This window comes from Delftia sp. CH05 (assembly GCF_009827015.1).
In the GTDB taxonomy this organism is placed as follows: domain Bacteria; phylum Pseudomonadota; class Gammaproteobacteria; order Burkholderiales; family Burkholderiaceae_C; genus Comamonas; species Comamonas tsuruhatensis.
In genome coordinates, this window is record NZ_WUMG01000006.1 from 121,410 (window position 1) to 139,278 (window position 17,869).

Annotated in this window: 19 protein-coding genes and 1 tRNA gene; all 20 read left to right on the top strand. The window is 63.8% G+C overall.

What is annotated here, in order from left to right:
- Window positions 1-19 precede the first annotated feature (19 nt).
- Window positions 20-1,021, top strand: coding sequence for an NAD(P)H-quinone oxidoreductase (locus GRX31_RS07960; protein ID WP_017404093.1), 1,002 nt, complete (start codon window positions 20-22; stop codon window positions 1,019-1,021).
- A 2-nt stretch (window positions 1,022-1,023) separates the two neighbouring features.
- Complete coding sequence (gene tpiA, locus GRX31_RS07965) at window positions 1,024-1,770, top strand: triose-phosphate isomerase (protein ID WP_133072477.1); 747 nt, start codon at window positions 1,024-1,026, stop codon at window positions 1,768-1,770.
- A 58-nt stretch (window positions 1,771-1,828) separates the two neighbouring features.
- Window positions 1,829-2,221 (top strand): preprotein translocase subunit SecG, encoded by a 393-nt coding sequence (gene secG / locus GRX31_RS07970; protein ID WP_016447712.1) that lies wholly within the window; start codon window positions 1,829-1,831, stop codon window positions 2,219-2,221.
- Between the two features lie 118 nt (window positions 2,222-2,339).
- Window positions 2,340-2,424 (top strand) — tRNA-Leu (locus GRX31_RS07975).
- Window positions 2,425-2,497: 73 nt separating this feature from the next.
- Window positions 2,498-2,857 (top strand): NADH-quinone oxidoreductase subunit A, encoded by a 360-nt coding sequence (locus GRX31_RS07980; protein WP_012206979.1) that lies wholly within the window; start codon window positions 2,498-2,500, stop codon window positions 2,855-2,857.
- A gap of 23 nt (window positions 2,858-2,880) precedes the next feature.
- Window positions 2,881-3,360, top strand: coding sequence for a NuoB/complex I 20 kDa subunit family protein (locus GRX31_RS07985; protein ID WP_012206978.1), 480 nt, complete (start codon window positions 2,881-2,883; stop codon window positions 3,358-3,360).
- Between the two features lie 10 nt (window positions 3,361-3,370).
- Window positions 3,371-3,979, top strand: a complete 609-nt coding sequence (locus tag GRX31_RS07990) for an NADH-quinone oxidoreductase subunit C (protein WP_160852116.1) — start codon at window positions 3,371-3,373, stop codon at window positions 3,977-3,979.
- A gap of 32 nt (window positions 3,980-4,011) precedes the next feature.
- Complete coding sequence (locus tag GRX31_RS07995; protein WP_016447710.1) at window positions 4,012-5,265, top strand: NADH-quinone oxidoreductase subunit D; 1,254 nt, start codon at window positions 4,012-4,014, stop codon at window positions 5,263-5,265.
- Window positions 5,262-5,753: an NADH-quinone oxidoreductase subunit NuoE gene (gene nuoE / locus GRX31_RS08000; RefSeq protein WP_016447709.1), complete on the top strand. Its 492-nt coding sequence runs from the start codon at window positions 5,262-5,264 to the stop codon at window positions 5,751-5,753. Before GRX31_RS07995 ends, nuoE begins: the two co-directional genes overlap by 4 nt.
- Window positions 5,750-7,108: an NADH-quinone oxidoreductase subunit NuoF gene (nuoF, locus tag GRX31_RS08005; protein ID WP_016447708.1), complete on the top strand. Its 1,359-nt coding sequence runs from the start codon at window positions 5,750-5,752 to the stop codon at window positions 7,106-7,108. The genes nuoE and nuoF overlap by 4 nt, the downstream gene beginning before the upstream one ends.
- A 15-nt stretch (window positions 7,109-7,123) precedes the next feature.
- The gene (nuoG, locus tag GRX31_RS08010; RefSeq protein ID WP_016447707.1) at window positions 7,124-9,247 is read left to right on the top strand and encodes an NADH-quinone oxidoreductase subunit NuoG; all 2,124 of its coding nucleotides are present in this window, start codon (window positions 7,124-7,126) and stop codon (window positions 9,245-9,247) included.
- Window positions 9,244-10,320, top strand: coding sequence for an NADH-quinone oxidoreductase subunit NuoH (gene nuoH / locus GRX31_RS08015; RefSeq protein WP_016447706.1), 1,077 nt, complete (start codon window positions 9,244-9,246; stop codon window positions 10,318-10,320). The genes nuoG and nuoH overlap by 4 nt, the downstream gene beginning before the upstream one ends.
- An 11-nt stretch (window positions 10,321-10,331) precedes the next feature.
- Complete coding sequence (gene nuoI / locus GRX31_RS08020) at window positions 10,332-10,841, top strand: NADH-quinone oxidoreductase subunit NuoI (protein WP_016447705.1); 510 nt, start codon at window positions 10,332-10,334, stop codon at window positions 10,839-10,841.
- 34 nt (window positions 10,842-10,875) lie between these two features.
- A complete protein-coding gene (locus GRX31_RS08025) occupies window positions 10,876-11,544 on the top strand; it encodes an NADH-quinone oxidoreductase subunit J (RefSeq protein ID WP_012206970.1) in 669 nt (222 codons plus the stop codon).
- Complete coding sequence (gene nuoK / locus GRX31_RS08030) at window positions 11,541-11,849, top strand: NADH-quinone oxidoreductase subunit NuoK (protein WP_016447704.1); 309 nt, start codon at window positions 11,541-11,543, stop codon at window positions 11,847-11,849. The genes GRX31_RS08025 and nuoK overlap by 4 nt, the downstream gene beginning before the upstream one ends.
- 29 nt (window positions 11,850-11,878) lie before the next feature.
- Window positions 11,879-13,927: an NADH-quinone oxidoreductase subunit L gene (gene nuoL / locus GRX31_RS08035; RefSeq protein ID WP_202396518.1), complete on the top strand. Its 2,049-nt coding sequence runs from the start codon at window positions 11,879-11,881 to the stop codon at window positions 13,925-13,927.
- A 16-nt stretch (window positions 13,928-13,943) separates the two neighbouring features.
- Window positions 13,944-15,419, top strand: a complete 1,476-nt coding sequence (locus GRX31_RS08040; RefSeq protein WP_046239124.1) for an NADH-quinone oxidoreductase subunit M — start codon at window positions 13,944-13,946, stop codon at window positions 15,417-15,419.
- A 24-nt stretch (window positions 15,420-15,443) separates the two neighbouring features.
- Complete coding sequence (gene nuoN / locus GRX31_RS08045; RefSeq protein WP_016447701.1) at window positions 15,444-16,937, top strand: NADH-quinone oxidoreductase subunit NuoN; 1,494 nt, start codon at window positions 15,444-15,446, stop codon at window positions 16,935-16,937.
- A gap of 55 nt (window positions 16,938-16,992) precedes the next feature.
- Entirely contained in the window at window positions 16,993-17,298 is a 306-nt protein-coding gene (locus GRX31_RS08050) for a DUF2818 family protein (RefSeq protein ID WP_016447700.1), read from the top strand.
- 38 nt (window positions 17,299-17,336) lie between these two features.
- Window positions 17,337-17,846 carry a DUF1178 family protein gene (locus tag GRX31_RS08055; RefSeq protein WP_160852118.1) on the top strand — a complete coding sequence of 170 codons (510 nt, stop codon included), beginning with the start codon at window positions 17,337-17,339 and terminating at the stop codon, window positions 17,844-17,846.
- The last annotated feature ends 23 nt before the right edge of the window (window positions 17,847-17,869 follow it).

Sequence of the window (17,869 nt, forward strand, 5' to 3'; positions counted from 1 at the left end):
GGGATTGCGAGGTCGAAAAATGGAAAAGCAAATCATGCGTGCCGTGGAACTCACGGACTTTGGTGGCCCCGATGTCTTGCGCCTGGGCGAGCGTCCGCTGCCCGTGGCCGGCGCGCAGGAGTTGCTGATCCAGGTCTCGGCCAGCGGTGTCAATCGCCCTGATGTGTTGCAGCGCAAGGGGCACTACGCCCCGCCGCCCGGTGCCTCGGATCTGCCCGGGCTGGAAGTGGCCGGGGTGATCGTGTCGGGTGACGACGACGCCATGCGGCTGGCAGGCCTGCGCGTGGGCGACCGCGTGTGCGCGCTGCTGGCCGGTGGTGGCTATGCGGAGTACTGCGTTGCGCCAGTGGCCCAGTGCCTGCCCATCCCGGCGGGGCTCAGCGAGGTGGAGGCTTCGGCATTGCCCGAAACCTTCTTCACCGTCTGGAGCAATGTGTTCGATCGCGGCGCCTTGCAGGCGGGCGAAACCCTGCTGGTGCAGGGCGGCAGCAGCGGCATTGGCGTGACGGCCATCCAGTTGGCCAAGGCGCGTGGCGCCACGGTCATCGTGACGGCTGGCTCCGATGCCAAATGCGCCGACTGCCTGAAGCTGGGCGCCGACCATGCCATCAACTACCGTACCCAGGACTTTGCCGCGGAGGTGCAGCGCATCACCGACGGCAAGGGCGTGGACGTGATCCTGGACATGGTGGCGGGCAGCTATGTGGCGCGCGAAGTGCAGAGCCTGGCCGAGGATGGCCGTCTGGTCATCATTGCGGTGCAGGGCGGCATCAAGGCGGAGTTCGATGCGGGCCTGGTCCTGCGCCGTCGCCTGCTGGTGACGGGCTCCACGCTGCGTCCGCGTCCTGTCGCCTTCAAGGCGGCCATCGCCCAGGCGCTGCGGCGCGAGGTCTGGCCGCTCATCGAGGCAGGCGGTATCCGCCCTGTGATTCACAGCACCTTTGCTGCCGCTGATGCCGACAAGGCGCACGCGCTGATGGAGTCGAGTCAGCACACCGGCAAAATCGTTTTGACGTGGTAACCATGAAGAAGAAACTCATCGTCGGCAACTGGAAGATGAATGGCAGCCTGGCTGCCAATGCCGTGTTGCTCAAGGCCCTCAAGCAGGGGCTGCCCGAAGGTGGAAATGCGGGTGTGGCGGTGGCCGTGCCGGCTGCCTATCTGGCCCAGGCCCAGGCCGAGCTTGCAGGGTCGTCCATTGGCGTGGCTGCGCAGGATGTGTCGCAGCATGACTCGGGCGCCTACACGGGCGAGCTTTCGGCTGCCATGCTCCAGGATTTTGACGTGCGCTACACCTTGGTGGGGCACTCGGAGCGTCGCCAATACCATGGTGAAACCGATGCCGTGGTGGCCTTGAAGGCGCAGGCTGCGCTGGCCAAGGGCGTCACGCCCATCGTCTGTGTGGGCGAAACGCTGGCAGAGCGCGAGGCGGGGCAGACCGAGGAAGTCGTCAAGCGCCAGCTGGCAGCCGTGATTCATCAGGTGGGTCAGTGCATCAGTGAGCTGGTCGTGGCCTACGAGCCTGTCTGGGCTATCGGCACCGGCAGGACCGCAACACCCGAGCAGGCGCAGCAGGTGCATACCGTGCTGCGCGCCCAGCTGGCGGCTGCCAGCCGGCAGGCTGACCGCATCCCCTTGCTCTACGGCGGCAGCATGAATGCCTCCAATGCAGCCCAGCTTCTGGCCCAGGCCGACATTGACGGTGGCCTTGTGGGCGGGGCGTCGCTCAAGGCGCCGGATTTCCTGACCATCATCGCTGCGGCCCAGTGAGCCGGAGCAGTTTCTCCATTCGCTTTTTTAGCTCTCGCGTTACTAGCAGGTACAACCAATGAATGCATTCGCAAGCGTGATCCTCGCCGTCCAGATGCTGTCGGCACTCGGCATGATCGGCCTGATCCTGATCCAGCACGGAAAGGGCGCCGACATGGGCGCCTCGTTCGGCAGCGGCAGCTCCGGCAGCCTGTTCGGTGCCTCGGGCAGCGCGAACTTTCTGTCGCGCTCCACGGCAGGCCTGGCCACGGTGTTCTTCGTGACCACGCTGGCGCTGGCCTATCTGAGCAATGCGCGTCCCGTCAGCTCGGGCAGCGTGCTGGAAGGCGCGGCCCCCATCACGGCACCGGCTCCCGCCGTCCCTGGCGCTGCTGGCGAAGTGCCTGCTCCTGCGGCAGGTCAGGCGCCTGCTGCCGGTGCTGAAGGTGCGGCCCAGATTCCCACGAAATAATTTCGAACAAAGCCCTCGGTCCTCCTGGTCCGAGGGTTTTTCAGAGTAGAATCTAGAGATTGTTCGGTAGGCGGAATCTTTGCAACGAAGATAAAGAGCCAGCCGAAATCGAGACGTAGCCGTCGTGGTGAAATTGGTAGACACGCTATCTTGAGGGGGTAGTGGCGAAAGCTGTGCGAGTTCGAGTCTCGCCGACGGCACCAAGATATAACTAAGAGCCTGCCCTGCTGATCAGGCTGATCGGTGCGGGCATGCCTTTCAAGGTAGCCGCACACGATGAACATCGACCAGTATCTTCCCGTTCTCTTGTTCATTCTCGTCGGCATGGGTGTCGGCGTAGTCCCCCTGGTACTGGGGTATGTGCTGGGTCCGAACCGGCCCGATGCCGCCAAGAACTCTCCCTACGAATGTGGCTTCGAGGCCTTCGAAGACGCGCGCATGAAATTCGATGTGCGCTACTACCTCGTCGCCATCCTGTTCATCCTATTTGATTTGGAAATCGCCTTTCTGCTGCCCTGGGCCGTTGCGCTTCGGGACGTGGGTGGGGCTGGTTTCGCCGCTGTCCTGATTTTCCTGACCGTTCTCGTCGTGGGCTTTGTCTACGAATGGAAGAAGGGTGCGTTGGACTGGGACTGATGCGGGTTCACTAAGGAAACACGATGATCGAAGGCGTGATGAAGGAAGGCTTCATCACCACGAGTTACGACTCGGTGGTGAATTGGGCCAAGACGGGCTCGCTGTGGCCCATGACATTTGGTCTGGCCTGCTGCGCGGTCGAGATGATGCACGCTGCGGCGGCGCGTTACGACATTGGCCGCTTTGGCTCGGAAGTCTTCCGTGCCAGCCCCCGCCAGTCGGACCTGATGATTGTGGCCGGCACCCTGTGCAACAAGATGGCGCCCGCCATGCGCAAGGTCTATGACCAGATGTCCGAGCCCCGCTGGGTCATTTCCATGGGCTCGTGCGCCAATGGCGGCGGCTACTACCACTACAGCTATTCCGTGGTGCGTGGCTGCGACCGCATCGTGCCGGTCGATGTCTATGTGCCTGGTTGCCCCCCCACGGCGGAAGCCCTGATCTACGGCATCATCCAGCTGCAGCAGAAGATCCGCCGCACCCATACCATCGCTCGCGTCTAAGGGCTAGATGATGACTGCTATTGCGATTCACCCCGAAGTGCTTCGGGATGTGGTGGCTGCTGCCTTGGGCGACAAGGCGCGCAGCGTGACCGTGGCCCTGGGCGAGGTGACGGTCGAAGTGTCCGCTGCCAACTATCTGGAGGCCATGCAGGTTCTGCAAAGCGCCCCGGATTGCCGGTTCGAGGTCCTGGTGGATCTGTGTGGCGTGGACTATTCCACCTATGCGGAAGTCGGCCGCGAAGGGCCGCGCTTTGCCGTGGTGTCCCACCTGCTGTCGATCAGCCTGAACCAGCGCCTGCGCGTTCGCGTCTTCTGTACCGACGACGATTTTCCGGTGGTGGCTTCGGTCACTCCCATCTGGGCCGGCGCCAACTGGTTCGAGCGCGAGGCGTTCGACCTGTTCGGCATCGTCTTCGATGGCCATGACGACCTGCGCCGCATCCTGACCGACTACGGCTTCATCGGCCATCCCTTCCGCAAGGACTTCCCGCTGTCGGGCCATGTGGAGATGCGCTATGACCCCGAACAGCAGCGCGTGGTGTACCAGCCGGTCACCATCGAGCCCCGCGAGATCACGCCGCGGATCATCCGCGAAGACAACTACGGGGGCCTGCACTGAAGGCGCTGCAGGCGCCTTTTTGATGGACGACCATGGCTGAAATCAAGAACTATTCCCTGAACTTTGGTCCGCAGCACCCGGCAGCGCACGGCGTGCTGCGCCTGGTGCTGGAGCTCGACGGTGAAGTGGTGCAGCGTGCAGACCCGCACATCGGTCTGCTGCACCGCGCGACGGAAAAACTGGCAGAGAGCAAGACCTACATCCAGTCGCTGCCCTATATGGACCGGCTGGACTACGTGTCCATGATGTGCAACGAGCACGCCTACTGCCTGGCCATCGAGAAGCTGCTGGGCATCGAAGTGCCCATTCGCGCCCAGTACATCCGCGTGATGTATTCGGAGATCACCCGCATCATGAATCACCTGATGTGGCTGGGCTCCAGCGGCAACGATGCAGGCAGCTCCACGACGCTGATCTATACCTTCCGTGAGCGCGAAGACCTCATGGACATGTACGAGGCGGTCTCCGGCGCGCGCATGCACGCGGCCTATTTCCGTCCGGGCGGCGTCTACCGCGACCTGCCCGACACCATGCCGCAGTACAAGGCCAGCAAGGTGCGCAATGCGCGCTCGGTCGAGGTCATGAACCGCAACCGCCAGGGCTCGCTGCTGGACTTCATCGACGACTTCACGCAGCGCTTCCCCAAGTGCGCCGACGAGTACGAGACCCTGCTGACCGACAACCGCATCTGGAAGCAGCGCAACGTGGACATCGGCGTGGTGACGGCCGAGCGTGCCATGAACCTGGGCCTGACCGGCCCCATGCTGCGTGCCTCCGGCGTGGCCTGGGACATGCGCAAGTCGCAGCCCTACGAGGTCTATGACCGCATGGACTTCGACGTGCCCGTGGGCAAGACCGGCGACTGCTACGACCGCTATCTGGTGCGCGTGGCCGAAATGCGCCAGTCCAACCGCATCATCAAGCAGTGCGTGGACTGGCTGCGTGCCAACCCGGGCCCGGTGATCGTGGACAACCACAAGATCGCCCCGCCGCCGCGCGAAGGCATGAAGTCCAACATGGAAGAGCTGATCCACCACTTCAAGCTCTTCACCGAAGGTTTCCGCGTGCCCGAAGGCGAGGCTTACGCGGCCATCGAACACCCCAAGGGGGAGTTCGGCATCTACATCGTGAGCGACGGGGCCAACAAGCCCTACCGCCTGAAGATCCGTCCGCCGGGATTCGCCAATCTGTCCGCCATGGACGAACTGTGCCGAGGCCACATGCTGGCCGACGCCGTGATGGTGCTGAGTACCCTGGACATCGTGTTTGGAGACGTTGACCGATGATTACCGAAGCGACCAAGGAGCGCTTTGCGCGCGAGGTGGCCAAGTACCCGGCCGACCAGAAGCAGTCGGCCGTGATGGCCTGCCTGTCCATCGTGCAGCAGGAGCAGGGCTGGGTCAGTCCCGAGAGCGAGGCCGTGATCGCCGAGTTCCTGGGCATGGCCGAGATCGCGGTGCACGAAGTCACCACGTTCTACAACATGTACAACCAGCGGCCGGTGGGCAAGTTCAAGCTGAACGTCTGCACCAACCTGCCCTGCCAGCTGCGCGACGGCTACAAGGCGCTGCACCATCTGGAATCCCGCCTGGGCATCAAGATGGGCGAGACCACGCCCGACGGCATGTTCACGCTGCAGCAGTCCGAGTGCCTGGGTGCCTGCGCGGATTCGCCGGTGATGCTGGTGAACGACCGCTGCATGTGCAGCTTCATGAGCAACGAAAAGCTCGACGAACTGATCGACGGCCTGCGCGCCGCGGAGGGCAAGGCATGAACGCCGCCGCACAATCGGTCCTGGCCAGGTTTGCCGCCTCGGGCAGCGAGACCTGCTTCCACGACCGCCACATCAATCCCCAGATCTATGCCGATCTGACCGGCGCCAACTGGTCCATCAAGGACTACGAGGCACGCGGCGGCTACCAGGCGCTGCGCAAGATCCTGGGCAAGGACGGCAGCGAAGGCCTGACGCAGGATCAGGTGATCGCCACCGTCAAGGAGTCGGGACTGCGCGGCCGCGGCGGCGCAGGTTTCCCCACGGGCCTGAAGTGGAGCTTCATGCCCCGCCAGTTCCCGGGCCAGAAGCACCTGGTGTGCAACTCGGACGAAGGCGAGCCGGGCACCTGCAAGGACCGGGACATCCTGGTGCACAACCCCCACATCGTGATCGAGGGCATGATCATCGCGGCCTACGCGATGGGCATCTCCCTGGGCTACAACTACATCCACGGCGAAATCTTCGAGGCCTATGAGCGCTTCGAGGCCGCGCTGGAGGAAGCCCGCGCTGCCGGCTACCTGGGCGACAACATCATGGGCAGCAGCTTCAGCTTCCAGCTGCACGCGCACCATGGCTTCGGCGCCTACATCTGCGGCGAAGAGACTGCGCTGCTGGAGTCGCTGGAAGGCAAGAAGGGCCAGCCGCGCTTCAAGCCGCCGTTCCCGGCCAGCTTCGGCCTGTACGGCAAGCCCACCACCATCAACAACACCGAAACCTTTGCGGCCGTTCCCTGGATCATCCGCAACGGCGGTGCTGCGTACCTGGAGTGCGGCAAGCCCAACAATGGCGGCACCAAGATCTTCTCGGTCAGCGGCGACGTCAACCTGCCCGGCAACTACGAAGTGCCGCTGGGCACGCCCTTCAGCAAGCTGCTGGAGCTGGCCGGTGGCGTGCGCACGGGCCGCAAGCTCAAGGCCGTGATCCCCGGCGGATCGTCCTCGCCCGTGCTGCCGGCCGACATCATCATGGAATGCACGATGGACTACGACTCCATCGCCAAGGCCGGCTCCATGCTGGGCTCGGGCGCCGTGATCGTGATGGACGACTCGCGCGACATGGTCGAGAGCCTGCTGCGCCTGTCCTACTTCTACCAGCACGAGTCCTGCGGCCAGTGCACTCCCTGCCGCGAAGGCACGGGCTGGCTGTGGCGCGTGGTCAACCGAATCGAGCACGGCGAAGGCCGTCCTGAAGACATCGAGCTGTTGGACTCGGTGTCCGTGAACATCATGGGGCGCACGATCTGTGCGCTGGGCGATGCGGCAGCGATGCCGGTGCGCGCCATGATCAAGCACTTCCGCCACGAGTTTGAAGCGAAGATCCAGAACGCTTCCAAGCAGACGGTCCACGCCGCCTGATCGCGAGAAAAGCATATGGTTGAAATTGAACTGGACGGAAAGAAGGTGGAGGTCGCCGAGGGCTGCATGGTCATGCATGCAGCCGAGAAGGCAGGCACCTACATCCCGCATTTCTGCTACCACAAGAAACTTTCCATCGCCGCCAACTGCCGCATGTGCCTGGTGGACGTGGAAAAGGCCCCCAAGCCCATGCCCGCCTGCGCCACGCCCGTGACGCAGGGCATGATCGTGCGCACCAAGAGCGAGAAGGCGATCAAGGCACAGCAATCGGTGATGGAGTTCCTGCTCATCAATCACCCGCTGGACTGCCCGATCTGCGACCAGGGCGGCGAATGCCAGCTGCAGGATCTGGCCGTGGGCTACGGCAGCTCCGCCTCGCGCTACGAGGAAGAAAAGCGCGTGGTCTTCCACAAGGACGTGGGCCCGCTGATCTCCATGCAGGAGATGAGCCGCTGCATCCACTGCACCCGCTGCGTGCGCTTCGGACAGGAAGTGTCCGGCGTGATGGAGCTGGGCATGATCAACCGCGGCGAGCACTCCGAGATCACCACGGTGGTGGGCGATACGGTGGACTCCGAGCTGTCGGGCAACATGATCGACATCTGCCCCGTGGGCGCGCTGACCAGCAAGCCCTTCCGCTACAGCGCCCGCACCTGGGAGCTGTCGCGCCGCAAGTCGGTCTCGCCCCATGACTCCACGGGTGCCAACCTCATCGTCCAGGTCAAGAACCACAAGGTCCTGCGCGTCGTGCCCTTCGAGAACGAAGAGGTCAACGAATGCTGGATCGCCGACCGCGACCGCTTCTCCTATGAAGCCCTGAACAGTGACGAACGCCTGACCCGCCCCATGCTCAAGCAGGGCGGCGAGTGGAAGGAAGTCGACTGGCAGACGGCCCTCGAATACGTGGCCAACGGCCTGCGCCAGATCAAGAACGACCATGGCGCCTCCGCCATCGGCGCGCTGGTCAGCCCGCACAGCACGCTGGAAGAGCTGTTCCTGGCAGGCAAGCTGGTGCGCGGCCTGGGCAGCGAGAACATCGACCATCGCCTGCGCAATGCCGAGTTCACCGCCGCCCAGGGCGTGCAGTGGCTGGGCACGCCCATCGCCTCGCTGTCCAAGCTGCAAGGCGTCCTGGTGCTCGGCTCCAACCTGCGCAAGGACCATCCGCTGTTCGCGCAGCGCATCCGCCAGGCGGCCAAGCAGGGCTGCACCGTGCTCGCCATCAATGAGCGTGTCTACGACTGGGCCATGCCGGTGACGGCGTCCATCGTGGCAGCCCCGGACTGGGCCCAGGCGCTGGCCGATGTGGCCGCCGCCGTGGCGCAGGAAAAGGGTGTTGCCGCTCCCGTGGCCGCCGCCGACGTGCATGCCGAGGCCCAGGCCATTGCCACCGCGCTGCTGCGCGGTGAGCGCAAGGCCATCTTGCTGGGCAATGCCGCTGCGCACCACGCACAGGCATCGACCCTGCTGTCGCTGGCCAACTGGATTGCCGAGCAGACCGGCGCCTCGGTCGGCTACCTGACCGAAGCCGCCAACACGGTGGGCGCGCAGTGGGTGGGCGCACAGCCTGCCGCTTCGGGCCTGAACGCAGGCCAGATGCTGGCCGGCGGCCTCAAGGCCGTGCTGCTGCTGAACAACGAACCCGTGTTCGACTCCGCTGCCGGCGCCCGCGCCGCAGAGGCACTGGGCAAGGCCGAGATGGTCGTGACCCTGAGTCCGTTCAAGGCCAACATGGAATTCAGCGACGTGCTGCTGCCCATCGCCCCGTTCACGGAAACCTCGGGCAGCTTCGTCAACGCCGAAGGCCGCCTGCAGAGCTTCCATGCCGTGGTCAAGCCGCTGGCCGAAGCCCGTCCGGGCTGGAAGGTGCTGCGCGTTCTGGCCAACCTGCTGGGCGTGCAGGGCGTGGACTACGAGACGTCGCAGGATGTGCTCGCAGCCGCCACCGCCGGCGCCACCAGCGTGCCGGCCAACCTGCTGGGCAATGGTGCGCCTGCCGTGAATTCCATCGCCAACGGCGCCGGCCATGCCGCGCCCGTGGTGGCCAGCATTTATCAGCTCGACAGCATCGTGCGCCGCGCGACGTCGCTGCAACTGACGGCAGATGCACGTCAGGCTCGTGAGGGAGGCGCCGCATGATTGACGCACTCAAGACGGCCGGTGCCGGCCTGATCGCCGCCCCCTGGTGGACCGACGTGGCCTGGCCCGTGCTCTGGATCCTGCTGGGCATCGTCGCCATCGTCGCCCCGCTGATGGGCGCCGTGGCCTACCTGACGCTGTGGGAGCGCAAGCTGCTGGGCTTCATGCAGGTTCGCATGGGTCCCAACCGCGTGGGTCCCTTCGGCCTGCTGCAGCCCCTGGCCGATGGCCTGAAGCTGCTGACCAAGGAACTGATACAGCCCACGGCCGCCGCCAAGGGCCTGTTCTACGTGGGTCCCGTGATGGCCATCATGCCCGCCCTGGCGGCATGGGTGGCGATCCCCTTCGGCCCCGAAGTGGCGCTGGCCAACGTCAACGCCGGCCTGCTGCTGATCATGGCCATCACGTCCATCGAAGTCTATGGCGTGATCATTGCCGGCTGGGCCTCCAACTCCAAGTACGCCTTCCTGGGCGCGCTGCGCGCCTCGGCGCAGATGGTCAGCTACGAGATCGCGCTGGGCTTCTGCTTCCTGGTGGTGATCATGGTCACGGGCAGCATGAATCTGACGCAGATCGTGCTGAGCCAGGGCCAGGGCCAGTTCGCCAGCATGGGTGCCAGCGTCCTGTCGTGGAACTGGCTGCCGCTGCTGCCGATCTTCGTGGTGTACCTGATCTCGGCCGTGGCCGAGACCAACCGCCACCCCTTCGACGTGGTCGAAGGCGAAGCCGAAATCGTGGCCGGCCACATGGTCGAGTACTCGGGCATGGGCTTTGCCATCTTCTTCCTGGCCGAGTACGCCAGCATGTGGCTGGTGTCCATCCTGGCCGTGATCATGTTCCTGGGCGGCTGGCTGCCTCCGTTCGACTTCCTGTCGTTCATCCCCGGATGGATCTGGCTGGCGGCGAAGACTTTCCTGGTCGTGTCCATGTTCATCTGGATCCGTGCCACCTTCCCGCGCTTTCGCTATGACCAGATCATGCGTCTGGGCTGGAAGATCTTCATTCCCGTCACCCTGGTGTGGCTGGTCATCGTGGGTGGCTGGATGCACTCGCCTTGGAACATCTGGAACTGAGCGGAGCAAGAATGTCTGCGGTTGCTGCTACCCCATTTTCGATCAAAGATTTCTTCAAGAGCTTCATGCTCTGGGAACTGGCCAAGGGCATGGCCCTGACTGGCCGCTACACCTTCCGCCGCAAGGTCACGGTGCAGTTCCCCGAAGAAAAGACACCTCTGTCGCCGCGTTTTCGCGGACTGCACGCCCTGCGCCGTTATGACAACGGCGAAGAGCGCTGCATCGCCTGCAAGCTGTGCGAAGCGGTCTGCCCGGCCATGGCCATCACCATCGAGTCCGATGTGCGTGACGACGGCTCGCGCCGTACCACGCGCTACGACATCGACCTGACCAAGTGCATCTTCTGCGGCTTCTGCGAGGAAAGCTGCCCGGTGGATTCCATCGTCGAGACGCATATCTTCGAATACCACGGAGAAAAGCGCGGCGACCTGTACTTCACCAAGGACATGCTGCTGGCCGTTGGCGATCGCTACGAACCCGAGATTGCCGCCGCCAAGGCTGCGGACGCCAAGTACCGCTGAAGCGGCTCCTTGATCACTTGAAAAGATTCGATCCATGGACGCCAAAACTGGTTTCTTCTATCTGTTCTCGGTCGTGCTGCTGTTTGCAGCCTTCCGGGTCGTCACGGCGCGCAACCCCGTGCACGCCGTGCTCAACCTGATCCTGGCCTTCTCGCAGGCTGCCGGCATCTGGCTTTTGCTCAAGGCCGAGTTCCTGGGCGTGACCTTGGTGCTGGTCTACCTGGGCGCCGTGATGGTGCTGTTCCTGTTCGTGGTGATGATGCTGGACATCCGCATCGACGCCGTGCGCCAGGGCTTCTGGAAGCATTTCCCCTTCGCTGCCCTGATCGGCGCACTGATCGCCTTTGAAATGGGCATGGTGCTGATGGGCGGCTTCAGCGGTGTCGAGGAGCCCAAGGCCATTGCGGCCACGGTCAACGCTGCCGGCCAGACCGTGCAGTACTCCAATACCCAGGCCCTGGGCAAGCTGCTGTACACCGAATACCTGTACCCCGTCGAGATCGCTGCCGTGATCCTGCTGGTGGCCATGATCGCCGCCATCGCCCTGACCCTGCGCAAGCGCAAGGACAGCAAGGCAGTGAACCCGGCCCAGCAGATCCGCGTGCGCGCAAAGGATCGCCTCGAGCTGGTCAAGGTGCCGGTCACCCAGGCGCCGCAGGCACCGGCCGCCGAGGCAACCCCCGCCGTGGAGACAAAAGCATGACGCTGACTTTGGGCCATTACTTGACGCTGGGCGCCATGCTGTTCGCGCTCTCCGTCGTTGGCATTTTTCTGAACCGCAAGAACCTGATCGTGCTGCTGATGGCCATCGAGCTGATGCTCCTGGCCGTCAACATGAACTTCGTGGCCTTCTCCAGCTATCTGGGTGACATGCACGGACAGGTGTTCGTGTTCTTCATCCTGACAGTGGCAGCGGCCGAGTCGGCCATCGGTCTGGCGATCCTGGTGCTTCTGTTCCGCAACAAGACCAGCATCAATGCGGAAGATCTCAACTCCCTCAAGGGTTGAGTCCGCCGTAACTTGCAAGGTTCTTAAGAATGAGTCAAACACTCTCTGCATCCATGCTCCTGGCGGTGCCGCTGGCACCGCTGGCGGGTTCCGCGCTCGCGGGTATCTGGGGCACGGCCTTCGGCGGCAACAAGATCGGTCGCGGCGGCAGCCATTCCCTCACGATTTTGGGCGTGCTGATCGCCTTCATCCTGTCGGCCATCACCTTCAACAGCGTGATCTTCGACGGGGCGCGCTTCGACCAGTCCATCTACACCTGGATGGAAATCGGCGGGCTGAAGATGGAAGTCGGTTTCCTGATCGACAGCATCACGGCCATGATGATGTGCGTGGTGACCTTCGTGTCGCTGATGGTGCACATCTACACCATCGGCTACATGCAGGAAGATGACGGCTACAACCGTTTCTTCTCCTACATCTCGCTGTTCACCTTCTCCATGTTGATGCTCGTCATGAGCAACAACCTGCTGCAGCTGTTCTTCGGCTGGGAAGCCGTGGGCCTGGTGTCGTATCTGCTGATCGGCTTCTACTACAACAAGCCCTCGGCCATCTTCGCCAACATGAAGGCCTTCCTGGTCAACCGCGTGGGCGACTTCGGCTTCATCCTGGGCATCGGCCTGATCGCTGCCTACACGGGCACCATGAACTACGGCGAGATCTTCGCCAAGCTGCCCGAGATCCAGAACACCCTGCTGCCGGGCACCGGCTGGCTGCTGGTGACGGTGACGGCCATCTGCCTGTTCATCGGCGCCATGGGCAAGTCGGCCCAGTTCCCGCTGCATGCCTGGCTGCCCGATTCGATGGAAGGCCCGACCCCCATCTCGGCACTGATCCACGCCGCCACCATGGTGACGGCCGGCATCTTCATGGTCTCGCGCATGTCGCCGCTGTACGAGCTGTCGGACACGGCACTGAGCTTCATCCTGGTGATCGGCTCCATCACGGCGCTGTTCATGGGCGTGCTGGGCATCATCCAGAACGACATCAAGCGCGTGATCGCGTACTCCACGCTGTCGCAGCTGGGCTACATGACCGTGGCCCTGGGCGCCTCGGCCTACTCGGTGGCCGTGTTCCACCTGATGACCCACGCCTTCTTCAAGGCCCTGCTGTTCCTTGGCGCCGGCTCGGTGATCATGGGCATGCACCACAACCAGGACATCCGCTGGATGGGCGGCGTGCGCAAGTACATGCCCATCACCTGGATCACGTTCCTGCTGGGCAACCTGGCGCTGATCGGCACGCCGTTCTTCTCGGGCTTCTACTCGAAGGACGCCATCATCGAGGCCGTGCACGCCACCAACCTGCCGGGTGCTGGCTTCGCCAACTTCGCGGTGCTGGCCGGCGTGTTCATCACGGCCTTCTACTCCTTCCGCCTGTACTTCATCGTCTTCCACGGCAAGGAGCGCTACGACCAGAATCCCGATGCGCACCACCATGGCCACGATGACCACCACGCCCATGACGACCACCACGGCCATGGCCACGATGCCAAGCCGCATGAGTCGCCGCTGGTCGTGACCGGCCCGCTGATGCTGCTGGCCATCCCCTCGGTGGTGATCGGTGCCCTGGCACTGATGCCCATGCTGTTCGGTGATTTCTTCAAGGGCGTGATCCACGTCGATGGCAGCAAGCACGGCGCCATGGCCGAGCTGGCCGAGAAGATCCACGGCTGGGTGCCCATGGCGCTGCACGGCTTCACGGCCGCGCCGTTCTGGCTGGCACTGGCAGGCGTCGTCGTCTCCTACCTGTTCTACATGGTCAAGCCCGAAGTGCCTGCCGCCATCAAGTCGTCCATGCAGAAGATCGGTGTCTACCAGGCACTGGAAGGCAAGTACGGCGTGGACTGGGTCTACGAGAACATCTTCGCCCGCGGCGCACGCGTCTTCGGCAGCTTCTTCTGGAAGGTCGGCGACCAGGCCATCATCGATGGCGGCATCGTCAACGGCTCGTGGAAGCTCATCGGCCGCATCGGCCAGTGGGTGCGCAAGCTGCAGTCGGGCTATCTCTATCACTACGCGTTGGTCATGCTGCTGGGCGTGTTCGCTCTCATGACGTATTTCGTGTGGCTCAACAAGTAGTAGGGGAAGAACAAAAATGCATTGGTTGAGTCTTTCAATCTGGGTGCCGATCGCCTTCGGCGCCCTCCTGCTGGCCCTGGGCCGCGAGGATCAGGTCAAGGCAGTGCGCTGGCTGGCCCTGGTCGGCGCGCTGGCAGGCCTGGCCGTCACGCTGCCGCTGATACAGCAGTTCGACAACAGCACGGCTGCCATGCAGTTCGTGGAGAAGGCGCTGTGGATCGAGCGCTTCAACATCCACTACCACCTGGGCGTGGATGGCATCTCGTTCTGGTTCGTGCCGCTGACCGCCTTCATCACCGTGATCGTCGTGATCGCGTCGTGGGAGAACATCACCGAGCGCGTGAACCAGTACATGGGCGCCTTCCTGATCCTGTCCGGCCTGATGGTCGGCGTGTTCAGCGCGCTGGACGGCCTGCTTTTCTACGTGTTCTTCGAGGCCACGCTGATCCCGATGTACCTGATCATCGGCATCTGGGGCGGTCCCAACCGCATCTATGCGGCCTTCAAGTTCTTCCTGTACACGCTGATGGGTTCGCTGCTGACCCTGGTCGCCGTGATCTACCTGTACACCCAGTCGGGTGGCAGCTTCGAGATCCTCGACTGGCACAAGCTGCCGCTGTCCATGACGGCCCAGACGCTGATCTTCTTCGCCTTCTTCGCGGCCTTTGCCGTGAAGGTGCCGATGTGGCCGGTCCACACCTGGCTGCCCGACGTGCACGTGGAAGCGCCCACCGGCGGCTCCGCCGTGCTGGCCGCCATCATGCTGAAGCTGGGCGCCTACGGTTTCCTGCGCTTTTCCATGCCCATCGCACCCGATGCCTCGCACAAGTGGGCCTGGCTGGTCATCGCCCTGTCGCTGATCGCCGTGATCTACGTGGGCGTGGTCGCCCTGGTGCAAAAGGACATGAAGAAGCTGGTGGCCTACTCGTCCGTGGCCCACATGGGCTTCGTGACCCTGGGCTTCTTCATCTTCAATCCGCTGGGCATTGCCGGCGGCATCGTGCAGATGATTGCCCACGGCTTCGTGTCGGGCGCCATGTTCCTGTGCATCGGCGTGCTCTACGACCGCGTGCACTCGCGTGAAATCGCTTCCTACGGCGGCGTGGTCAACACCATGCCCAAGTTCGCGGCCTTCGCGCTGCTGTTCGCCATGGCCAACTGCGGCCTGCCCGCGACGGCCGGCTTCGTCGGCGAGTGGATGGTGATCCTGGGCGCCGTGCAATACAACTTCTGGATCGGCCTGGGCGCTGCCACGGCGCTGATCTTCGGCGCGGCCTACACGCTGTGGATGTACAAGCGCGTCTACCTGGGTCCTGTCACCAATGACAATGTGCGCGGCCTGACCGACATCGGCAACCGCGAGTTCCTGGTGCTGGGTCTGCTGGCCATCGCCGTGCTGTACATGGGCCTGTATCCCAAGCCCTTCACTGACGTGATGGATGTGTCCGTGGCCGAGCTGCTCAAGCATGTGGCCATGAGCAAGCTGCAGTGACCAGACTGAAACGAGAGAATCGAGATGATTGACAACATCAGCTGGCTGGCCATCTATCCGGAGATCCTTCTCCTGGTCATGGCCTGCGTGATCGCCCTGGTGGACCTGGGCGTCAAAAGCCCGCGCCGCACGGGCACCTATGTTCTGACACTGCTGACCCTGGGCGTGGTGGCCGTGCTGCAAGGCATGTATGCCTCCAGTGGCAACACGTTCTATGGCTGGGGCAACATGGTCGTCTCCGACGCCATGGGCAACTGGCTCAAGTGTTTCGCCACCGTGGCCATGATGGTCACCCTGGTCTACGGCCGACCCTATGCCGCTGACCGCGACATGCTGCGCGGCGGCGAGCTGTTCACGCTGGCCATGCTCGCGCTGCTGGGCATGTTCATCATGATCTCGGGCAACAACTTCCTGGTCATCTACCTGGGCCTGGAGCTGCTGACGCTGTCCAGCTACGCCCTGGTGGCGCTGCGCCGCGACCACACGGCTTCGGTCGAGGCCGCGATGAAGTACTTCGTGCTTGGCGCCATGGCCAGCGGCTTCCTGCTGTACGGCATGTCCATGCTCTACGGCGCGACCGGTTCGCTGGACATCGGCCAGGTGTTCAAGGCCATCAACTCGGGCGAAATCAAGCACCAGGTGCTGGTGTTCGGCCTGGTCTTCGTGGTCTCCGGCCTGGCCTTCAAGCTGGGCGTGGTTCCCTTCCACATGTGGGTCCCCGACGTGTACCAGGGCGCTCCCACGGCCATCACCACCATGATCGGTGGCGCGCCCAAGCTGGCGGCCTTCGCCATCGTCATCCGCCTGCTGGTGGACGGCCTGCTGCCGCTGGCCATCGACTGGCAGCAGATGCTGGCCGTGCTTGCCATTGCCTCTCTGCTGGTCGGCAACCTGGCCGGCCTGCAGCAGACCAACCTCAAGCGCATGCTGGCCTACTCGACCATCTCGCAGATGGGCTTCGTGCTGCTGGGCCTGATGTCGGGTGTGGTCGACGGCAAGGTCGATCCGGCCACCGTCGAGAACGCCTACAGCTCGGCCATGTTCTACGTGGTGACCTATGTGCTGACCACGCTGGCCGCCTTCGGCGTGATCCAGCTGCTGGCCCGCGAAGGCTTCGAGAGCGAAGAGGTCGCCGACTTTGCCGGCCTGAACCAGCGCAGCCCGCTGTATGCCGGCGTGATGGCGATCTGCCTGTTCTCCATGGCCGGCATTCCGCCCCTGGTCGGCTTCTACGCCAAGCTGTCGGTGCTGCAGGCGCTGGTGGCTTCGGGCCACAGCCTGTACATCGCCCTGGCCGTGTTCGCCGTGGTCATGTCGCTGATCGGCGCCTTCTACTACCTGCGCGTCGTCAAGGTCATGTACTTTGATGAGCCCATCACCGCCACCAGCGTTTCCGCTTCGCTGGACGTGCGCGTGGTGCTGACCCTCAATGGCGCCCTGGTGCTGGGTCTGGGCATCCTGCCCGGCGGCCTGATGGCCCTGTGCGCCGACGCCGTCGTGCGCGCCCTGGCTTCCTGATCCACTTTCCCTGTGCAGGGCCTTGCGCGCAAGGCCCTGCGGTGAGGACATCGGCTTGTCGCAAACCGCTTCGATCTGGCTCGTGATATTGGCTGCCCTTGTGGCAGCCAATTTGCCTTTCTTCAACCCCCGCTGGCTGCAGCTGGGGCCGCTGCGCACCCAGCGCAAGCCGCTGGCCCTGTGCCTGCTGGAGATGGTGCTGCTGTACTTCATCGTCGGCGGCGTGGCGCTGCTGCTGGAGCGCCGCGTGGGGCAGATTGCACCCCAGGGCTGGGAGTTCTATGCCATCACGGGGGCGTTGTTCCTGACACTGGCATTCCCGGGTTTCGTCTATCGTTTCCTGATTCACCGCCGCGGCTGAGGCCGCGGTGCCGGTTGCTTCATGGATGAGGGTGCGCGATGAAAGTGCTCGACCTCCATTGCCCGCAGGGCCATCTCTTCGAGGGCTGGTTCGCCTCGGAAGAGGATTTCCAGAGCCAGCTGCAGCGCCAGCTGGTGCTGTGCCCCGTCTGCGGCCACAGCGACATCACCAAGCGCCTGAGCGCCCCCCGCATCAATCTTGGCGCCAAGCCTGCAAGTTTGCCCCCGGCTGCGGCGGCAGAGCCTGCTGCAGCCGCCTCGGCCGCCAGCGCGGCAGCCGCTGCTTCAACGGCCATGCCGCCCCATGCGCGTGAGCAATTGCAGGCCATGCAGGCCGCCTGGCTGCAGTGGTCGCGCAAGGTCGCGCAGCAGACCGAGGACGTGGGCGAACGCTTTGCCGATGAAGCCCGCCGCATGCACTACGGCGAGACCGAAGAGCGCGCCATCCGCGGCAAGGCGAGTCCCGAGCAGGCCATGCAATTGCTGGACGAAGGCATTGCCGTGGTTCCATTGGCCTTGCCGCAAGGCAGCAAGGAAACGCTGCAGTAACTTGCTCCGGGTACATGCTGTCT

Coding starts and splice junctions, on each gene's coding strand:
- GRX31_RS07960 (WP_017404093.1), top strand. CDS start 20: ATGGAAAAGCAAATCATGCGTGCCGTGGAACTCACGGACTTTGGTGGC.
- tpiA (WP_133072477.1), top strand. CDS start 1,024: ATGAAGAAGAAACTCATCGTCGGCAACTGGAAGATGAATGGCAGCCTG.
- secG (WP_016447712.1), top strand. CDS start 1,829: ATGAATGCATTCGCAAGCGTGATCCTCGCCGTCCAGATGCTGTCGGCA.
- GRX31_RS07980 (WP_012206979.1), top strand. CDS start 2,498: ATGAACATCGACCAGTATCTTCCCGTTCTCTTGTTCATTCTCGTCGGC.
- GRX31_RS07985 (WP_012206978.1), top strand. CDS start 2,881: ATGATCGAAGGCGTGATGAAGGAAGGCTTCATCACCACGAGTTACGAC.
- GRX31_RS07990 (WP_160852116.1), top strand. CDS start 3,371: ATGACTGCTATTGCGATTCACCCCGAAGTGCTTCGGGATGTGGTGGCT.
- GRX31_RS07995 (WP_016447710.1), top strand. CDS start 4,012: ATGGCTGAAATCAAGAACTATTCCCTGAACTTTGGTCCGCAGCACCCG.
- nuoE (WP_016447709.1), top strand. CDS start 5,262: ATGATTACCGAAGCGACCAAGGAGCGCTTTGCGCGCGAGGTGGCCAAG.
- nuoF (WP_016447708.1), top strand. CDS start 5,750: ATGAACGCCGCCGCACAATCGGTCCTGGCCAGGTTTGCCGCCTCGGGC.
- nuoG (WP_016447707.1), top strand. CDS start 7,124: ATGGTTGAAATTGAACTGGACGGAAAGAAGGTGGAGGTCGCCGAGGGC.
- nuoH (WP_016447706.1), top strand. CDS start 9,244: ATGATTGACGCACTCAAGACGGCCGGTGCCGGCCTGATCGCCGCCCCC.
- nuoI (WP_016447705.1), top strand. CDS start 10,332: ATGTCTGCGGTTGCTGCTACCCCATTTTCGATCAAAGATTTCTTCAAG.
- GRX31_RS08025 (WP_012206970.1), top strand. CDS start 10,876: ATGGACGCCAAAACTGGTTTCTTCTATCTGTTCTCGGTCGTGCTGCTG.
- nuoK (WP_016447704.1), top strand. CDS start 11,541: ATGACGCTGACTTTGGGCCATTACTTGACGCTGGGCGCCATGCTGTTC.
- nuoL (WP_202396518.1), top strand. CDS start 11,879: ATGAGTCAAACACTCTCTGCATCCATGCTCCTGGCGGTGCCGCTGGCA.
- GRX31_RS08040 (WP_046239124.1), top strand. CDS start 13,944: ATGCATTGGTTGAGTCTTTCAATCTGGGTGCCGATCGCCTTCGGCGCC.
- nuoN (WP_016447701.1), top strand. CDS start 15,444: ATGATTGACAACATCAGCTGGCTGGCCATCTATCCGGAGATCCTTCTC.
- GRX31_RS08055 (WP_160852118.1), top strand. CDS start 17,337: ATGAAAGTGCTCGACCTCCATTGCCCGCAGGGCCATCTCTTCGAGGGC.